The 14,752-nt window shown below is 69.7% G+C and carries 13 protein-coding genes; 7 read left to right on the top strand and 6 right to left on the bottom strand.

The features are described from left to right. The first annotated feature begins 90 nt into the window (after nucleotides 1–90). Nucleotides 91–2,307, top strand: a complete 2,217-nt coding sequence (gene metG / locus ESO89_RS03485; RefSeq protein WP_128904290.1) for a methionine--tRNA ligase — start codon at nucleotides 91–93, stop codon at nucleotides 2,305–2,307. A 50-nt stretch (nucleotides 2,308–2,357) separates the two neighbouring features. On the opposite strand, the gene ESO89_RS03490 is transcribed toward metG, so the two are convergent. Both ESO89_RS03490 and ESO89_RS03495 read right to left on the bottom strand, forming a co-directional pair. Continuing rightward, nucleotides 2,358–2,717: a hypothetical protein gene (locus ESO89_RS03490; protein ID WP_128904291.1), complete on the bottom strand. Its 360-nt coding sequence runs from the start codon at nucleotides 2,715–2,717 to the stop codon at nucleotides 2,358–2,360. A gap of 51 nt (nucleotides 2,718–2,768) precedes the next feature. Then, nucleotides 2,769–3,194, bottom strand: a complete 426-nt coding sequence (locus tag ESO89_RS03495) for a VOC family protein (protein ID WP_128904292.1) — start codon at nucleotides 3,192–3,194, stop codon at nucleotides 2,769–2,771. A 665-nt stretch (nucleotides 3,195–3,859) separates the two neighbouring features. On the opposite strand from ESO89_RS03495, the gene ESO89_RS03500 reads away from it, so the two are divergent. Next, complete coding sequence (locus ESO89_RS03500) at nucleotides 3,860–5,104, top strand: MFS transporter (protein ID WP_128904293.1); 1,245 nt, start codon at nucleotides 3,860–3,862, stop codon at nucleotides 5,102–5,104. Between the two features lie 63 nt (nucleotides 5,105–5,167). Here the strand turns inward: ESO89_RS03500 and ESO89_RS03505 are convergent, their stop codons facing one another. The 4 genes from ESO89_RS03505 to ESO89_RS03520 all read right to left on the bottom strand — a co-directional run bounded on the left by ESO89_RS03505 (nucleotide 5,168) and on the right by ESO89_RS03520 (nucleotide 9,555). Continuing rightward, entirely contained in the window at nucleotides 5,168–6,199 is a 1,032-nt protein-coding gene (locus ESO89_RS03505) for an ABC transporter ATP-binding protein (RefSeq protein WP_206731717.1), read from the bottom strand. Continuing rightward, nucleotides 6,199–7,311, bottom strand: coding sequence for a FecCD family ABC transporter permease (locus ESO89_RS03510; RefSeq protein ID WP_128904294.1), 1,113 nt, complete (start codon nucleotides 7,309–7,311; stop codon nucleotides 6,199–6,201). Before ESO89_RS03510 ends, ESO89_RS03505 begins: the two co-directional genes overlap by 1 nt. Nucleotides 7,312–7,315: 4 nt before the next feature. Further along, a complete protein-coding gene (locus ESO89_RS03515) occupies nucleotides 7,316–8,539 on the bottom strand; it encodes an ABC transporter substrate-binding protein (protein WP_128904295.1) in 1,224 nt (407 codons plus the stop codon). A gap of 146 nt (nucleotides 8,540–8,685) precedes the next feature. Beyond that, nucleotides 8,686–9,555, bottom strand: a complete 870-nt coding sequence (locus tag ESO89_RS03520) for a helix-turn-helix transcriptional regulator (RefSeq protein WP_128904296.1) — start codon at nucleotides 9,553–9,555, stop codon at nucleotides 8,686–8,688. 117 nt (nucleotides 9,556–9,672) lie between these two features. Here ESO89_RS03520 and ESO89_RS03525 point away from each other — a divergent pair, with 117 nt between their 5' ends. The 5 genes from ESO89_RS03525 (at nucleotide 9,673) to ESO89_RS03545 (ending at nucleotide 14,733) form a co-directional block, all read left to right on the top strand. Beyond that, nucleotides 9,673–10,374 (top strand): 2,5-diamino-6-(ribosylamino)-4(3H)-pyrimidinone 5'-phosphate reductase, encoded by a 702-nt coding sequence (locus ESO89_RS03525; protein WP_128904297.1) that lies wholly within the window; start codon nucleotides 9,673–9,675, stop codon nucleotides 10,372–10,374. A 264-nt stretch (nucleotides 10,375–10,638) separates the two neighbouring features. After that, complete coding sequence (locus tag ESO89_RS03530; RefSeq protein ID WP_128904298.1) at nucleotides 10,639–11,562, top strand: coiled-coil protein; 924 nt, start codon at nucleotides 10,639–10,641, stop codon at nucleotides 11,560–11,562. A gap of 112 nt (nucleotides 11,563–11,674) precedes the next feature. After that, the gene (gene sppA / locus ESO89_RS03535) at nucleotides 11,675–12,610 is read left to right on the top strand and encodes a signal peptide peptidase SppA (protein WP_128904299.1); all 936 of its coding nucleotides are present in this window, start codon (nucleotides 11,675–11,677) and stop codon (nucleotides 12,608–12,610) included. 87 nt (nucleotides 12,611–12,697) lie between these two features. Beyond that, nucleotides 12,698–13,825 (top strand): DUF373 family protein, encoded by a 1,128-nt coding sequence (locus ESO89_RS03540; RefSeq protein WP_128904300.1) that lies wholly within the window; start codon nucleotides 12,698–12,700, stop codon nucleotides 13,823–13,825. 83 nt (nucleotides 13,826–13,908) lie between these two features. After that, nucleotides 13,909–14,733, top strand: coding sequence for a shikimate dehydrogenase (locus ESO89_RS03545; protein ID WP_128904301.1), 825 nt, complete (start codon nucleotides 13,909–13,911; stop codon nucleotides 14,731–14,733). The last annotated feature ends 19 nt before the right edge of the window (nucleotides 14,734–14,752 follow it).

The following is a 14,752-nucleotide window of genomic DNA, read 5'->3' on the forward strand; positions in this document are numbered from 1 at the left end:
CCGGCGACGCTCGCACTAGCGCCTTCCGGCGACGGCCCCGAACCAGCGGGCTTTAGGCCCGTATCCACGACACCTCGATACACACATCACATGAGCCACGACGACTTCCCCACCGACGATCCGGCGGTGGTGACCTGTGGACTGCCGTACGCCAACGGCGACCTCCACATCGGCCACCTCCGCACCTACGTCGGCGGCGACGTGTACCGGCGCGCGCTCGAACGACTCGGCCAAGAGACCGCGTTCGTCTCCGGCTCCGACATGCACGGCACCCCCGTCGCGGTCAACGCCGAGCAGGAGGGGGTCTCCCCCGAGCGGTTCGCGCTCGACTGGCACGAGCGGTACGCCGCGACGTTTCCGAAGTTCAACGTCGAGTTCGACAACTACGGCCACACCCACGACGAGACGAACACGGAGGTGACCCAGCAGCTCGTCCGCGACCTCGACGAGGCGGGCCACCTCTACGAGAAGGAGATTATGGTCGCGTACGACCCCGTCGACGACCAGTACCTCCCCGACCGCTACGTCGAGGGGACCTGCCCGTACTGCGGGGCGCACGCCCGCGGCGACGAGTGCGACGAAGGGTGTCAGCGCCACCTCGAACCCGGCGAGGTCGAGGACCCCGAGTCGACGATCACGGGCAACCCCGCGGAGTACCGCGAACGGACCCACAAGTTCTTCGAGGTCTCCGCGTTCGCCGAGTACCTCTCCGACTTCCTCGATCGCTTGGAGGGGACCTCGAACGCCCGGAACCAGCCCCGCGAGTGGATCGAGCAGGGGCTCCAGGACTGGTGTATCACCCGCGACATGGACTGGGGGATCGACTACCCCGGCGGCGAGGCGACGGAGTCGCCTCGGGAAGGCGGTGAAACCGCCGAACAGGACCTCGTCTTATACGTCTGGGTCGACGCCCCGATCGAGTACATCTCCTCGACGAAGCAGTACTCCGAGGGCGTCGGCGCCGACGCGTTCGACTGGGAGGCCGCGTGGAAGGAGGGCGCGAGCGACGCCCACCCCGAGGGCGGCGAGATCGTTCACGTGATCGGTCGCGACATCATCCAGCACCACACGATCTTCTGGCCCGCGATGCTGGAGGCGACCGGGCACGCCGAGCCGCGCGCGGTGATGGCGAGCGGGTTCGTCACTCTCGGCGGGAAGGGCTTCTCCACGAGCCGCGATCGCGCGGTCTGGGCCGACGAGTACCTCGACGAGGGGTTCCACCCGGACCCGCTGCGCTACTACCTCGCGACCAACGGCGGGTTCCAGCAGGACGTGGACTTCTCGTGGGAGAAGTTCCGCGACCGCGTGAACACCGAGCTGGTGGGCACGGTCGGCAACTTCCTCTACCGCTCCCTGCTGTTCGCCCACCGCAACTACGACGACGCCCCCATCGCGGACGCGACGAGCGACGAGGTCGCCGAGCGGATCGACGAGGCGATCGATGCGTTCGCGGCCGCCGTCAACGACTACTCCGTGCGCGCGGTCGGCGACGCCGTCACCGACCTCGCGCGGTTCGGCAACGAGTACATCCAGCGCAGCGAGCCGTGGAAGCTCGTCGACGACGAGCCCGAAAAAGCCGCGCAGGTCATCCACGACTGCGTCGCGATCGCGAAGGCGATCGCGGTCCTGTTCGAGCCGATCGCGCCGGAGAAGGCCGAGCGGCTCTGGGACCAGCTCGGCGAGGACGGCTCGGTCCACGAGACGACCGTCGAGGCGGCCCGCGAGGGGCCGGCCGGCGACCTCGCGGAGCCGACGGAGCTGTTCGCGCAGATCGAAGACGAGCGCGTCGCGGCGCTGAACGAGAAGCTCGAAGCGCGCGTCGCCGACGCGGAAGACGACGAAAGCGGCGAAGAAGACGGCGAAAGCGGCGAAGAAGACGACGAGGCAGACGGGGAGGAGAGCGGTGACGACGGCGGGACGGACGAGAACGACACCGCCGACGAAAGCGGTGACACCGACGACATGCCCGACATCGAACCCCTCAGCGACGACCGCATCGGCTTCGACGACTTCCAGGAACTGGACATTCGGATCGGCCGGATCGAGGAGGCCGAGGGGATCGAGGGCGCCGACGACCTCCTGAAGCTCCGCGTCGACCTCGGCGCGGAGACTCGGACGATCGTGGCGGGGCTCAAACAGCTCCACGACGTCGACGACTTGCCCGGCACGAAGGTCGCCGTGCTCGCGAACATGGAGAAGGCGGAGCTGTTCGGCGTCGAGTCGAACGGGATGGTGCTGGCCGCCGGCGAGGAGGCCGACCTCCTCACCACCCACGAGGACGCCGGACCGGGCACGAAGGTGAAGTGAGGCGGAGCCGACTCAGTCAGGGCTGACGTGAGAGGTGATCGCGGCGCCGATCAGGCGGGGTCGGTCTGACGGTCCGCCTGTGCGGCGAGAATCAGGAATGCGATCGTACCGAGAAAGAGGACCACGAACGGGAGCGACGAGGCGCCCGGACTCCCGGAGTAGGCCCAGACCGCCACCGGGCTGACGCTGAGCCCGAACATCCCGAGCGCGTAGCCGACCCTGTCCGATCGATCGGTGAACTCGAAGGCGCTCCCGAGCAGCGCCGCGTCGAACGCGAGGTAGAAGTAGCTCGCGGCGGCGTACACCGTCGCTACCGCCGTCGCGACGAACGGATCAGAAGCGAGGAGCACGTAGACGCCGACCGCGACCGAGAGCCCGCAGACCGCGGCCAGCGGGAGGTCCGTTTGCATGGTCTCGGATCGCGGCGTGTCGGCGAAAAACCACGGGTCTGCCCGCCCGCTTCAGGCGTCGAGCACCTCGATCAGGTTCCCCTCCGGGTCCCTGACGAACAGGATCGTCGTCCCGCTTTCCGTCGTGCGCGGCGGGCTCAGTGTCTCCACGTCGTCGTCGAGATCGGCGTAGAAGGCCGCCACGTCGTCGACGGAGAGGCCGAGGTGAGTCGCTCCCTGGCGGTTCAGTTCGGGGTCGGCGGCGTCAATCGACTCGGCGGCGGGGTCGTACGCGACGAGTTCGATGCGGGCGCCGTCCGCGTTGAGGTGCGCGAACTCGGCCGACGCGCCCTCGACGGCGACCGCCTCGGCGAAGGCATCGCCGCCGACGGTGAACTCCGAGCGGAGGTCGAGGTCGAACGTCTCGGTGTAGAAGTCGACGGCGCGGTCCAGATCGGCGACGGTGATCCCGACGTGGTGGGCGGTTGGATCGGACACGGTCGCTGGATCGGTGGTCGTCGAGAAAACGGTGTCGACCCCCGTACGTGGGAGATTGATAAGTGACTGACGGCGGCCCGCCGATGACCACCGCCAAAGCCCCAGCCGCTCGGTACTACGCGATCGGTGACACGACGGTGACCACCGCCAAAGCCCCAGCCGCTCGGTACTACGCGATCGGTGACACGACGGTGAACACCGCCAAAGCCCCAGCCGCTCGGTACTACGCGATCGGTGACACGACGGTGAACACCGCCAAAGCCCCAGCCGCTCGGTACTACGCGATCGGTGACACGACGGTGAACACCGCCAAAGCCCCAGCCGCGAGGACTTGCGCGCCTCGCTGCGCTCCTCGCTCAGTCGCTGACGCTCCTTCGCTGTGGTGCTTGCGTCGTCGTGCTTCGCCCTCGCGACTGCCCCTTTGAGTCCCGCCCGCCCGCACCGCAACCGCAGCCTCACGCCTCCCCAGCCTCGCGGTTCGCGCTCTCCGAGCGCTCACCGCGTCCCTCGCGCGTGCACCTCGCGCCCTGCGGGCGCTCGGCGGCACGCGCCACCGCAGTATCCGTTTATAAATCGTCGCTGTCGCCGGAAACCCGTCGATCGACGACCGGCAGCGTCCGGTCGGTTCCGTCCGTTTTTAAGCGTGACCGGGGTACTCACGGGCGATGAATCTCGGCCGGACCCGAGAGTACGACGTGCTCGTGCTCACGGCCCTGATCTGGTTTCTCGGGAAGTTCGTGCGGTACGCGTTCCCGCCGCTGTTCGAGCCCTTGCAGGCGAGCTACGGGGTGAGCAACGCCGCCGTCGGCGCCGCGTTCTCGGGCTTCATGGCCGTCTACGCCGCCCTGCAGTTTCCGAGCGGAGCGATCGCGGATCGGGTCGGCGCGGTCCGGGTGATCGCGGCGGGCGCGGCCGTGGCGGGCGTCGGTTCCCTCGCGCTGCTTTTCGACACGCCCTTCGCGGTGCTGGCGGGGGTGATGCTCGTGATCGGTGCGGGGACGGGCGCGCACAAGACGGTCGCGGTGCGGCTCCTCTCGCGGGTGTACCCGGTCCGGACCGGGCGCGCGCTGGGTGCCCACGACACCGTTGGCGCGCTCGGCGGAGTGGCCGCGCCCGCGGCGGTCACCCTCTTCGTCGCCGCGCCGCCCGCGCTCGCCGCCCTCCTCTCGCGGCTGCCGGGCGCTGACTGGCGCGGCCTGTTCGTCGTCACGGGCGTCGTCGCGCTCGCGCTCGCGGCGGCCTTCCACCTCCGCGTTCCGGGGCGGCTCCCGGCCGACGCCGACCGCGGCCCGGAGCGGGAGGGACCGGAACCGGGCGCGCGCGACTACCTCGCGCTGTTCGGCGACCCCCGACTCGCGTCGTTCGTGCTCGTGACGGTCCTCTTCTCGTTCGCGTACAACGGGGCCGTCGCCTTCTTCCCGCTGTACCTCTCGGAGGCGGCCGGGCTGTCGACCGCGACCGCGAACCTCCTGTACTCGGCGCTGTTCGCGGTCACCTTCGTCCAGCTCGTCTCCGGCGACCTCTCCGACCGCCTCGGCCGCTTCCCCGTGATGGCCGCTGCGCTCGGGCTCGCGGCCGCGGCCCTCGTCGGCGTCGTCGCGCTCGCAAGCGGGGAAACGGGGGCGGGGGCGGGACCGATCGCCCTCGGCGCCCTCGTCGTCGCGTTCGGCCTCGGGTCCCACGGGTTCCGCCCCGTTCGGGGCGCGTACCTGATCGAGGCGCTCCCCGACCGGCTCGCCGGCGGCGGGCTCGGCGTCGTCCGCACCCTGCTGATGGGCGCCGGCGCGCTCGCCCCCGCGACCGTGGGCGCAGTCGCCGACGCGTCCGGGTTCCGGCCCGCGTTCGGGCTGCTCGCCGGCGCGCTCGCGCTCGGGGCGATCATCGCGGCGGGGCTGTGGGCGACCGAGTGAACGGCGGACCGCAGAAGGGAGCGGGCCGCACCGCGGGGAAAGACGCCCGCCCGCCTCGCCGTCTCACTCGGCCGGAGCGTCGGCGTCGTTCCGGGAGGGACCGCCGTCGCCGAGCGGCGTCAGGGGGACCACCTGCGGCCCGTACTCCGTGTCGAGGACCGCGGCGTCGATCTCGAACACGTCCGCGAGCAGCTGTTGTGTGATCACCTCCTCCGGCGGTCCGCGGGCGTGCATCGAGCCGTCCTTGAGCGCGACCACGTGGTCGGCGTACCGCGCCGCCTGTGCGATGTCGTGGAGGACGAGCACGACGGTGATCCGGCTCTCGTCGCAGAGCGTCTCCACGATCTGCATCACCTCCAGCTGGTGTTGCGGGTCGAGGAACGTCGTCGGCTCGTCCAACAGCAGCACGTCCGTGTCCTGCGCGATCGCCATCGCGATCCAGACGAGCTGTTTCTGGCCGCCGCTGAGGCTGTCGACGTCGCGCTCGCGGAGGTGGTCGATCCCCGCGAGCCGGATCGCCTCGTCGACGGCCTCCCGGTCCTCGTCCGACAGCGAGTCGAAGAATCCCGTGTACGGGTAGCGCCCGCGCTCGACGAGGTCCTCGACCGAGATGCCGGAGGGGACGACGTTCTCCTGCGAGAGCAGGCCCAGCGTGCGCGCCAGCTCCTTCGACCCGAACGCGTCGATCGGCTGGCCGTCGACGAGGACGGTTCCGGTGTCGGGCGATATCTTGTCCGCGAGCCCCTTCAGGAGCGTGCTCTTCCCGCTCCCGTTCGGACCGATGAGGGCGGTCACCTCGTCCGGCGGGACCGCGATCGACTCGCCGTCGATGACTGGGTCGTCCAAGCCGGGGTAGCCCAAGACGAGGTCCGTCCCGGTGAAGCCGGCCGCCGCCGTCCCCGAGTCGGACCGCGCGGCGTCAGATCGCTCGGTGTCGGATCGCTCGGCGTCGGATCGCTCGGCGTCGGATCGCTCGGCGTCGGATCGCCCGGCGTCGGATCGCCCGGCGTCGGATCGCTCGACGGCGTCCTCGGTCGGTTCTCGCTCGGTCCGCGAGGGTTGTTCGTCGCTCGTCAGGGGCTGTCCGTTGCTCATCAGACTTCACCCAAGTTCGTCTTCTTCCGCATCAGGTAGAGGAAGTACGGGCCGCCCACGATACCGGTGATAACGCCCACCGGCAGCTGGACGGGGCTCAACGCGAGCCGCGCGCCGACGTCCGCGCTCACCAGCAGCGCCGGCCCGAGGAACAGACAGCCGGCTAAGAGTAGCTTCGAGTCGCTGCCGACGATGTTCCGGACCATGTGCGGGACGATGAGCCCGACGAAGCCGATGAGGCCCGCGACCGCGATTGCGGCGGCCGTGGAGAGCACGCCGATCCCGGCGATGGCAAAGCGCATCTTCTCGACGGGCATCCCCAGCGAGTCGGCGCGGTCCTCGCCGAGCGCCAGCACGTCCAGCTCCTGCGTGACGGCGAACGCGAGCACCATCGCGATCACCGTGAAGGGGAGCGCGATCCGCACCTCCTGCCAGCCGGCGTTCATCAGCGTGCCGGAGAGCCACGCCTGCGCGGCCATCGCGACGCCGAGGTCGTCGATGAAGAAGAACAGCGCGCGCTGGACGGAGCCGAAGACGGTGCCGATCACGACGCCAGCGAGGACCAGTCGGACGGGGCTGGTGCCGTTTTTCCACGCGATGGCGTACACGAGCAGGAACGCCAGTCCGCCGCCGACGGCGGCGAACAGCGGGAGAACCGGCATGAGCCCGTAGAAAAACGTCAGCGTGAGCAACACGACCAAGCCGGCCCCGTCGCTGACGCCGAGGATGTACGGGCTCGCGAGCTCGTTGCGCGTGATGATCTGGAACAGCGCCCCCGAGACCGCGAGGTTCGCGCCGACGAGGACGCCCACGAGGATGCGCGGCAGCCGGAGGTTCCACACGACGATCTGCTGGCGGGTGAGCCATTCCGGAACCGACGCGCCGAGGAACGCCCACCGCCAGACGTCGGCGCTGAACAGCACCTCCGCGTCGAAGACGGTCCGCCACGCCTCGCCCAGCGACAGCGGATACGCCCCGAAGCTCACCTGCAGGATCGTCGACCCGAGCAGGACGGCGAGGCTGCCGACGGCGATGACGGCGAGCTTCGAGGTGGAGTACCAGTCGACGCTCGCCGAGCGGAGCTCCCCGAGCCGGTCGAGTACCTGTCCCATCGCGCTAGAAGTTCCCGTTGATGATGTCGCTGACGCGTTGACGGTCGAACAGCTGTTCGTCCTCGGGCACGTCGCGGACGGGACCCGGCCACTCGCCGAAGCGGTCGGGCCAGACCTGCTTGGCGACCGCCTCCGTGGCGAACAGGTCGACGATGGGCCCCATGTACTGGCCGCCGGACCGGATGACGTTCCCCTCTTGGACCGCGGTGAGATCCTGCCCGTTCGAGTCGTTCTCGAACGGTTCCACGATGTTCGAGACGAACTCCTCGTGCGTGTCGGAGGTCAGGGAGCCGACGGCGGCGATGTAGTCTGGGTCGTGTTCGAGCAGCTCCTCGTAGCCGATGGTGCCCCCGCCGGGGATCTCGGCGTCGTAACCGTCCTCCAAGCCGAGCCGGTAGAATGGGAGCGTCTGGTTGTGGTACTGGTGGATCGGCGAGGGGTAAAACTGCCCGGCGGTCGGGTCGATGCCGCGCCACAGCGCGATGACCGAGGGCCGGTCGTCTTCGGGGGGAAGGTCCGACTCGATGGTCGACATGAACTCGTCGTGGAGCGATACCCACTGCTGATAGCGCTCCTGACGCTGGAACACTGTCGCGATCTTTTCGAAGACGTCGTACAGTTCGTAGTAGGTGTCCTGTTCGAGTCCGAACGGATGAGTGGGGCCGAACCGGATCCCCGACGCGAGGAACGGGCCGGTCGCGTCCTCGATCTCCCGGATATCGGCGTCGTCCCAGTCGGTGAACCGCCCCAGATCCCGGGGATCGATGAGGTTGACATCGGGGCCGGCGGCGTAGAAGTTCTCCTTGTCGTAGCCGGACTCGGAGCCGGCGGCGAGCGCCGTGATCGCCTCCTCGTCGAAGGCGACATCCGGGAGGATGTCGTAGAACTTCCGGGGCGCCCGCGCCATGTCCGTCGCCGCGACGGGCTGCTTGCCGAGCGCCATCCCGATGTCCAAGTAGACGCTCGGGATGACGGAGTACGTCTCCGGCACCTCCTCGAAGGTGAACTCCCCGTGAGGGTGGATCTCCACCGAGTACGGTTCGATCGCTCCCGAGTCCTCGGACTCGGCGGAGCTGTCATCGGCTTCGTCGCCGTCGCTCGATCCGTCGTCTGTCCCGGAATCGCCCGCCGCAGCGTCGGTCGATCCGTCCGCTCCGTTCAGACAACCGGCGAAGCCGGCGGTGACGAGTCCAGCGGTACTAGCCAACAGCTGACGCCTTCGTGGCATACGTCTTTAGGCCCGCCTAAAACGTATTAGTGATTCTCAGCGTTCACCGTAACACGCCGTGACGCCGTGTTCACCGCGTGAACGAATGTGCAGGCCGTGTCGGACGGCGGTCGTGGCGGTCAGATCGGTGGCTCGCGATCGGTGCGCTACTCGCCGCCTTTCGCGTCGGCTAGGTTCGCGAGCGGTGTCGCTTCGGCGCGGTACCGCTCGACCGTCTCGCCGGCCCACTCGACCACGTCCGGGTGGTCGGTCCGGAGGATGTCGAAGCCGCGTTCGGCCTCCCGGTCGACCGTCAGGAACGCGGTTCCGTCGACCAGATCGATGCTACAGGGGACCGCCTCGTCGACCGCGTAGTAGAAGTGACCGTCCGCGGCCGCCTCGAGGCGCTTCCACCGGGACCGGAGGTCCGGGTCGCCGAGCATCGTCGCGGTGACGTTCGGGTCGAAGACGACGGTACCTTCGAGGGCGTCCCCCGCGCGCACGGCCGCCTCGGCCGAGTACATGGGGAGCGCGATGAACGTCCCGAGCAGCGACCGGCACGACGAGGCCTCGCGGATCGCGTTCGCGACGACGCGGGCCGCCGACAGGGGGTCCGCGTCCGCGGCGGCGACGCGCTCCGCGTCTTCGAGACACCGAAGGTCGAACCCGAACCACTCCGTCGGCAGGCGGTTCACCAGGTCCGGGTGTTCCCGGCCGACCGAGACCGTGCCGAGCAGCCGCGAGAAGTCCCCGAACACGAGCCGTCCGAACCGGGTCAGCGCGTACGACCGGTCCGCGTGGTCGTGTTCGATCCACCCACGGTCCTCCAGATCGCCGAGGATGCGGCTGAGCGTCACGCGCGTCGCGTCCGTGCCCGCGGCGAGGTCCTCCCGCGTTCGCGGGCCGTCGGTCAGCAGTTCGAGCACCCGCACCCGGTGTTTCGAGCGAGCGAGGAACGCCACCGCGTCGATCGCGTCCCCGCACTGGCCCGGATCGTCGTCCGCCGCCGAGACCGCCCCCGCGTCTGCGATCGTCATCGTTGCCCGGCCGTTATTTAGGCTAACCTAAATCAGTTCGCTTCCGTCCGGCACTCCGTCCGCGCCGGCGCGGTGCGCGACCGAAACGACCATTCCCCGTCCGCGCGACTCTCGCGTATGCACGTCGTCGTCAACGCGGCCCAGAGCGTCGACGGGAAAATCGCGACGCGGCGCCGGGAGCAGCTCCGGATCTCGGGCGCGGAGGACTTCGACCGGGTCGACCGCGTCAGGGCGGCCGCAGACGCGGTGCTGGTCGGCGTCGGGACCATCCTCGCTGACGACCCGCACCTCACGCTCGACGAGGAGGACCGGCGGGTCGAGCGCCTCCGGAACGGCCGTCCCGGCAACCCCGCCCGCGTCGTCGTCGACTCGACCGGGCGGACGCCGGCCGACGCTCGGATCCTCGACGACGCGGCGACGACCTATCTGCTCGTCTCCCCCGCGACGCCGCCCGAACGCCGCGAGGCCCTCGAAGCCGCCGGCGCCGAGGTCGTCGTGGTCGAGGGCGTCGCGGCCGAGAGCGAGCCGGACGGAGACCACGTCGACCTCGCGGCGGGAGTCGACGCGCTGGCGGAGCGGGGCGTCGATCGACTGATGGTCGAGGGGGGCGGCGAGGTCATCTACTCGTGTTTCGCTGCCGGCGTCGTCGACGAGCTCCACGCCTACGTGGGCTCGATGGTGATCGGCGGCCGCGACGCGCCGACGCTCGCCGACGGCGAGGGGTTCACCGAGTCGTTCCCGCGGCTCGATCTGGTCGGTGTCGATCGGCTCGACGACGGGGTTGTGCTCTCGTACGAGGTCGGGAACGACGCGGCGTAGGCGTCGAGGCGCGGGCGGGGACGATTGATAAATAGCGGTCGGTGTGTGACTGATAATCACGGATCGACGGGTACACGGCCCATGCTACCGGTGTACACTCGAATCACCGAAGTATTTATATGTCGGCCCCCGGTAGTATCTGGTACCAGAACGCCTCCGGCGCTGGTGGGATCGCACGCTGAAATGAACGGGAGCTCTTGTGTACGGCTCGACGCACGACGGCGAGCGCTCGCCATCCCCGGAGCGGTGATGGAGAGATAAAAAATGGTAACGAAAGAAGAAGTCATCGAACAGTACGATATCGAGGCGATGGACGAGGCGGACAACGTGGACCTTTCTGAGGACGACCTTGAGAACGGGTCGAAGGGTCAGCTCATCAAACGCGCCGGACAGCTGCGCGACCGACGCAACGAGCTGAACCAGATGGCCTCCGAGCGCGCCTCCAAGCGCGACGACCTCAACGCGAAGACGCGCGAAAAGGTCGACGAGGCCCAGGAACACCGCGAGAAGCGCGACGAGCTCAACGAGCAGGTCCAAGAGCACAAGGACAAGCGCAACGAGCTCAACGCCGAGGCCAACGAGCTGTTCGACGAGGTCGAGGAGCTCAAACAGGACATGGAGCTCGGCTCCGGCAAGTCCATCGAGGAGCTCGAATCGGAGATCGAGGACCTGGAGTTCCGTCAGCAGACGGAGGTCCTCGACGCCGAGGACGAGCGCGAGCTCATCGAGAAGATCGACGAGAAGCGCGAGAAGCTCGCGGAGAAAAAGGAGAAGGTCGACGACACCAGCGAGCTCGACGACCTCGTCGAGGAGGCCGAGGAGGTTCGCTCCGAGGCGTCCCAGCACCACCAGAAGGTGACGGAGCTCGCCGACAAGGCCCAGGAGCACCACAACCAGATGATCGAGGCCTACCGCGAGGCCGACGACATCCGCGACGAGGCCGACGAGATGCACGAGCTGTTCGTCGAGGCCCAGGAGGCCGCCGACCAGCACCACGAGGACTTCGTGCGCGTCCAGAAGCGCCTGCGCGAGCTCGACAAAGAAGAGGAGGAGGAGCGCAAGGACGAGCGCGCCGAGAAGCGTGAGGAAGAGAAGGAGGAGGCCGAGGAGATCTACCAGAAGTTCAAGGAGGGCGAAACCCTCGACACCGAGGACCTGATGAAGCTCCAGAAGACCGGCCTGCTGTAACTCCGGACGCCGACATTCCCCCGATTTTGCGGTCTTTTTCGTCTCGCCAGCGACCGCGATTCGATTTCCCCGCAGCGACAGCATATAAACGGCGTCGCGTCCTACCGACGGTATGGCAAGCGACGCGCGTTCGACCGGACGGAACCTCCTCGCGGCCGCCGTGCTGGGCGCGACGGCGACGGTGGCGGGCAAGCGGCTCGTCGCCCGACTCACCCGCGGTCGGTTCGGCGAGACCGAGGAGTACAACGCGGCGAAGGTGACGGTCTCGGGACCGATCACCCGCGACACCGGCCGACCGTCCCCGCTCTCGGGACCGGGCGGGGCGACCGCCGACGACGTGGTCGAGCAGATCGAGGCGGCCGACGAGGACGAGGACGTGGAAGCGCTCGTCGTCGAGCTCAACACCCCGGGCGGCGAGGTGCTGCCGAGCGACGACATCCGGCGGGCGGCGGCCGACTTCGACGGCCCCACGGTCGCGTACGCCACCGACACCTGCGCGTCCGGCGGCTACTGGATCGCGAGCGGCTGCGACGAGCTGTGGGCGCGCGACGCGAGCCTCGTCGGCTCGATCGGCGTCGTCGGCTCCCGCCCCAACGCGGCCGGGCTGGCCGACACGCTCGGCATCTCCTACGAGCAGTTCACCGCCGGCGAGTACAAGGACGCCGGCGTCCCGCTCCGGGAGATCGAGGAGGACGAGCGCGAGTACCTCCAGGGGATCATCGACGGCTACTACGAGCAGTTCGTCGAGACCGTCAGCGAGGGGCGAGACATGGACCCGGAGGCGATCCGGGAGACCGAGGCGCGCGTCTACCTCGGGACCGACGCCGCCGAGATCGGGCTCGTCGACGAGCTCGGCACCGAAGACGACGTGGAAGACCGACTCGAAGCGCTGATCGACGCGGAGCCCGAGATCCGGGAGTTCACGCCCGACCGGGGGATCGTTGAGCGGCTCGGCATCGGTGCGGAGCGCGTCGCGTTCGCGGCCGGCAACGGCGTCGCGAGCGTGTTCGCGAGCGAGGGCGGCGACGTCGACGTCGAGCTGCGGTAGACCGTTGCGGTCGGCGGTCCCCCTCCCGACCGCGCCGATCTCCCGGCGACGGGGAGCTTTTTATTCGGGCGGATCGAGAGTCGGAACGTGACGACGCTGGTCATCTGCATCGACCGGTCCGGGGCGATCGGACGGGCCACGAACGTCCCCATGCCGGTCGCAGGCTGGGAGGCGGTCCGCTCGCTCGTCACGGACGCCGGGCTGAGCGACCCGGAGGACGCCGGCGTCAACTGCCTGCTCGAATCGCTACGGGTCGCCCGCGACCTCCGCGACGAGCGCGAGGAGTCGGTCGTCGCGGTCGTGTCGGCCGAGAGCGACAGCGCGGTCGGCGCCGACCGCTCGATCGCCGCCCAGCTCGACGACCTCGTGGACCGCTACGACCCGCGGGCCGCGATCGCCGTCGTCGACTCCGCGGAGGACGAGCAGGTGCTCCCGATCGTCGAGTCGCGGATGCCGGTCGATTCCGTCGACCGCGTGGTGGTTCGGCAGGCCCGCGACATCGAGTCGACCTACTACCTGCTCAAGCAGTTCCTCGCCGACGAGCAGCTTCGGTCGACGGTCCTCGTCCCGTTCGGCGTGGCGCTGCTCCTGGTGCCCGCGCTGTTCCACTGGTTCTCCGCCGGCGAGGCGATCGCGGGCGTCGCCGGGCTGCTCGGGGCCGCGCTCCTGTACAAGGGCCTCGCCATCGACCGGTTCGTCGCGGGGATGCCCGAGCGGGTCCGCGAGGCGCTGTACGCCGGGCAGGTGTCGATCGTGACCTACGTGGTCGCCGGGGGGCTCGCACTGGTCGGCGGCTTCTTCGGGGTGCTCTCCGCGTCGGATCTGGGCGATACCTCGACGCTCGTGGGGGCGGTCGAGTTCACCTACGCCGCGGTCCCGTGGTTCGCGGTCGCGGGCGTGACCGCGGCGGTCGGGCGACTGCTCGACGAGCTGATCCGCGACGAGGGGATTCGGACGCCGTACCTCAACCTCCCGTTCGTCATCGTCGCCGTCGCCCTCGTCGTCCGCGGGTTCGCCGGCTACTTCCTCGCGCAGGAGGCGATCCTCGACCCGTTCGAGCTGGCGGGCGTCGCCGTCACCCCGGTCCAGCGGCTCGCGGCGTTCATCGTCGGCGGCATCGTGGTCTCGCTCGTGGGCGTCAAGCTCGCGAGCGACGTGGGCACGGAGACGCTGGAGGACGTGATCGACGCGGACCGGGAGACCGACGGGGAATGAGGCGGGGAGCGGCTCGTCGAGGTGTTCCCGCTGTTCTCCCGGACACCGCACCCCTTTTGTCGGTCGCGGCCGCGTGGGCGGGCATGGACGTGTACGGACTGATCGGGAACCCGGTCGGCCACTCGCTGTCGCCGCCGATGCACGAGGGCGGCTACGGGACGCTCGGGATCGACGCGCGCTACGTGACGTTCGAGCCGGCCCCCCGCGACGCCGTCGCGGCGATCGAGGGGGCCGGGGCACTCGGGGTCGCCGGGCTCAACGTCACGGTCCCGTTCAAGCGGGACGCGCTGGAGGCGGTCGACCCCGCACCCCTCGCCGAGCGGATCGGCGCGGTCAACACGGTCGATTTCGCGCCGGTCCGCGCCGGCAACGCCGACCGCCCCCGCGGCCACAACACCGACGCCGCGGGTGTGACACGGGCGTTCACTCACCACGGGGTCGAGCTGGACGGCCGGGACGCGGTCGTTGTCGGGGCGGGCGGCGCGGGGCGGGCGGCCGCGTTCGCGCTGGCCGACGCGGGCGCGGCGGTCCACGTCGCGAACCGCACCGCGGAGCGCGCGGCCGAACTGGCCGATGCGGTCCCCGACGCGACCGGCGGCGGGCTCGACGACCTCGGCGACCGCGTCGCCGGCACCGACGTGTTAGTCAACGCGACCAGCGTCGGGATGGACGAACCGGAGGCGACGGCGGTTCCCGCCGCCCACCTCCACGGCGACCTCGCGGTCCTCGACGCGGTGTACGCCCCGATCGAGACCCGGCTCCTGCGGGAGGCGGCCGCCGCGGGCGCGACGACGATCGACGGGGCGTGGATGCTGCTGTTCCAAGGCGTCGAGGCGTTCGAGATCTGGACCGGCGCCGACGCGCCGGTGGAGGCGATGAACGCGGCGCTGCGGGCGGAACTGGAGTGAGCGGTGGAGAAGTAGAACC

It is taken from the genome of Halorubrum amylolyticum, from assembly GCF_004114995.1.
Classification (GTDB): Archaea; Halobacteriota; Halobacteria; order Halobacteriales; family Haloferacaceae; genus Halorubrum; species Halorubrum amylolyticum.

What these genes read in the sequence shown, in the direction of transcription:
- metG (WP_128904290.1), top strand. Translation starts at nt 91, where the DNA reads ATGAGCCACGACGACTTCCCCACCGACGATCCGGCGGTGGTGACCTGT.
- ESO89_RS03490 (WP_128904291.1), bottom strand. Translation starts at nt 2,717, where the DNA reads ATGCAAACGGACCTCCCGCTGGCCGCGGTCTGCGGGCTCTCGGTCGCG.
- ESO89_RS03500 (WP_128904293.1), top strand. Translation starts at nt 3,860, where the DNA reads ATGAATCTCGGCCGGACCCGAGAGTACGACGTGCTCGTGCTCACGGCC.
- ESO89_RS03505 (WP_206731717.1), bottom strand. Translation starts at nt 6,199, where the DNA reads ATGAGCAACGGACAGCCCCTGACGAGCGACGAACAACCCTCGCGGACC.
- ESO89_RS03510 (WP_128904294.1), bottom strand. Translation starts at nt 7,311, where the DNA reads ATGGGACAGGTACTCGACCGGCTCGGGGAGCTCCGCTCGGCGAGCGTC.
- ESO89_RS03515 (WP_128904295.1), bottom strand. Translation starts at nt 8,539, where the DNA reads ATGCCACGAAGGCGTCAGCTGTTGGCTAGTACCGCTGGACTCGTCACC.
- ESO89_RS03520 (WP_128904296.1), bottom strand. Translation starts at nt 9,555, where the DNA reads ATGACGATCGCAGACGCGGGGGCGGTCTCGGCGGCGGACGACGATCCG.
- ESO89_RS03525 (WP_128904297.1), top strand. Translation starts at nt 9,673, where the DNA reads ATGCACGTCGTCGTCAACGCGGCCCAGAGCGTCGACGGGAAAATCGCG.
- ESO89_RS03530 (WP_128904298.1), top strand. Translation starts at nt 10,639, where the DNA reads ATGGTAACGAAAGAAGAAGTCATCGAACAGTACGATATCGAGGCGATG.
- sppA (WP_128904299.1), top strand. Translation starts at nt 11,675, where the DNA reads ATGGCAAGCGACGCGCGTTCGACCGGACGGAACCTCCTCGCGGCCGCC.
- ESO89_RS03545 (WP_128904301.1), top strand. Translation starts at nt 13,909, where the DNA reads ATGGACGTGTACGGACTGATCGGGAACCCGGTCGGCCACTCGCTGTCG.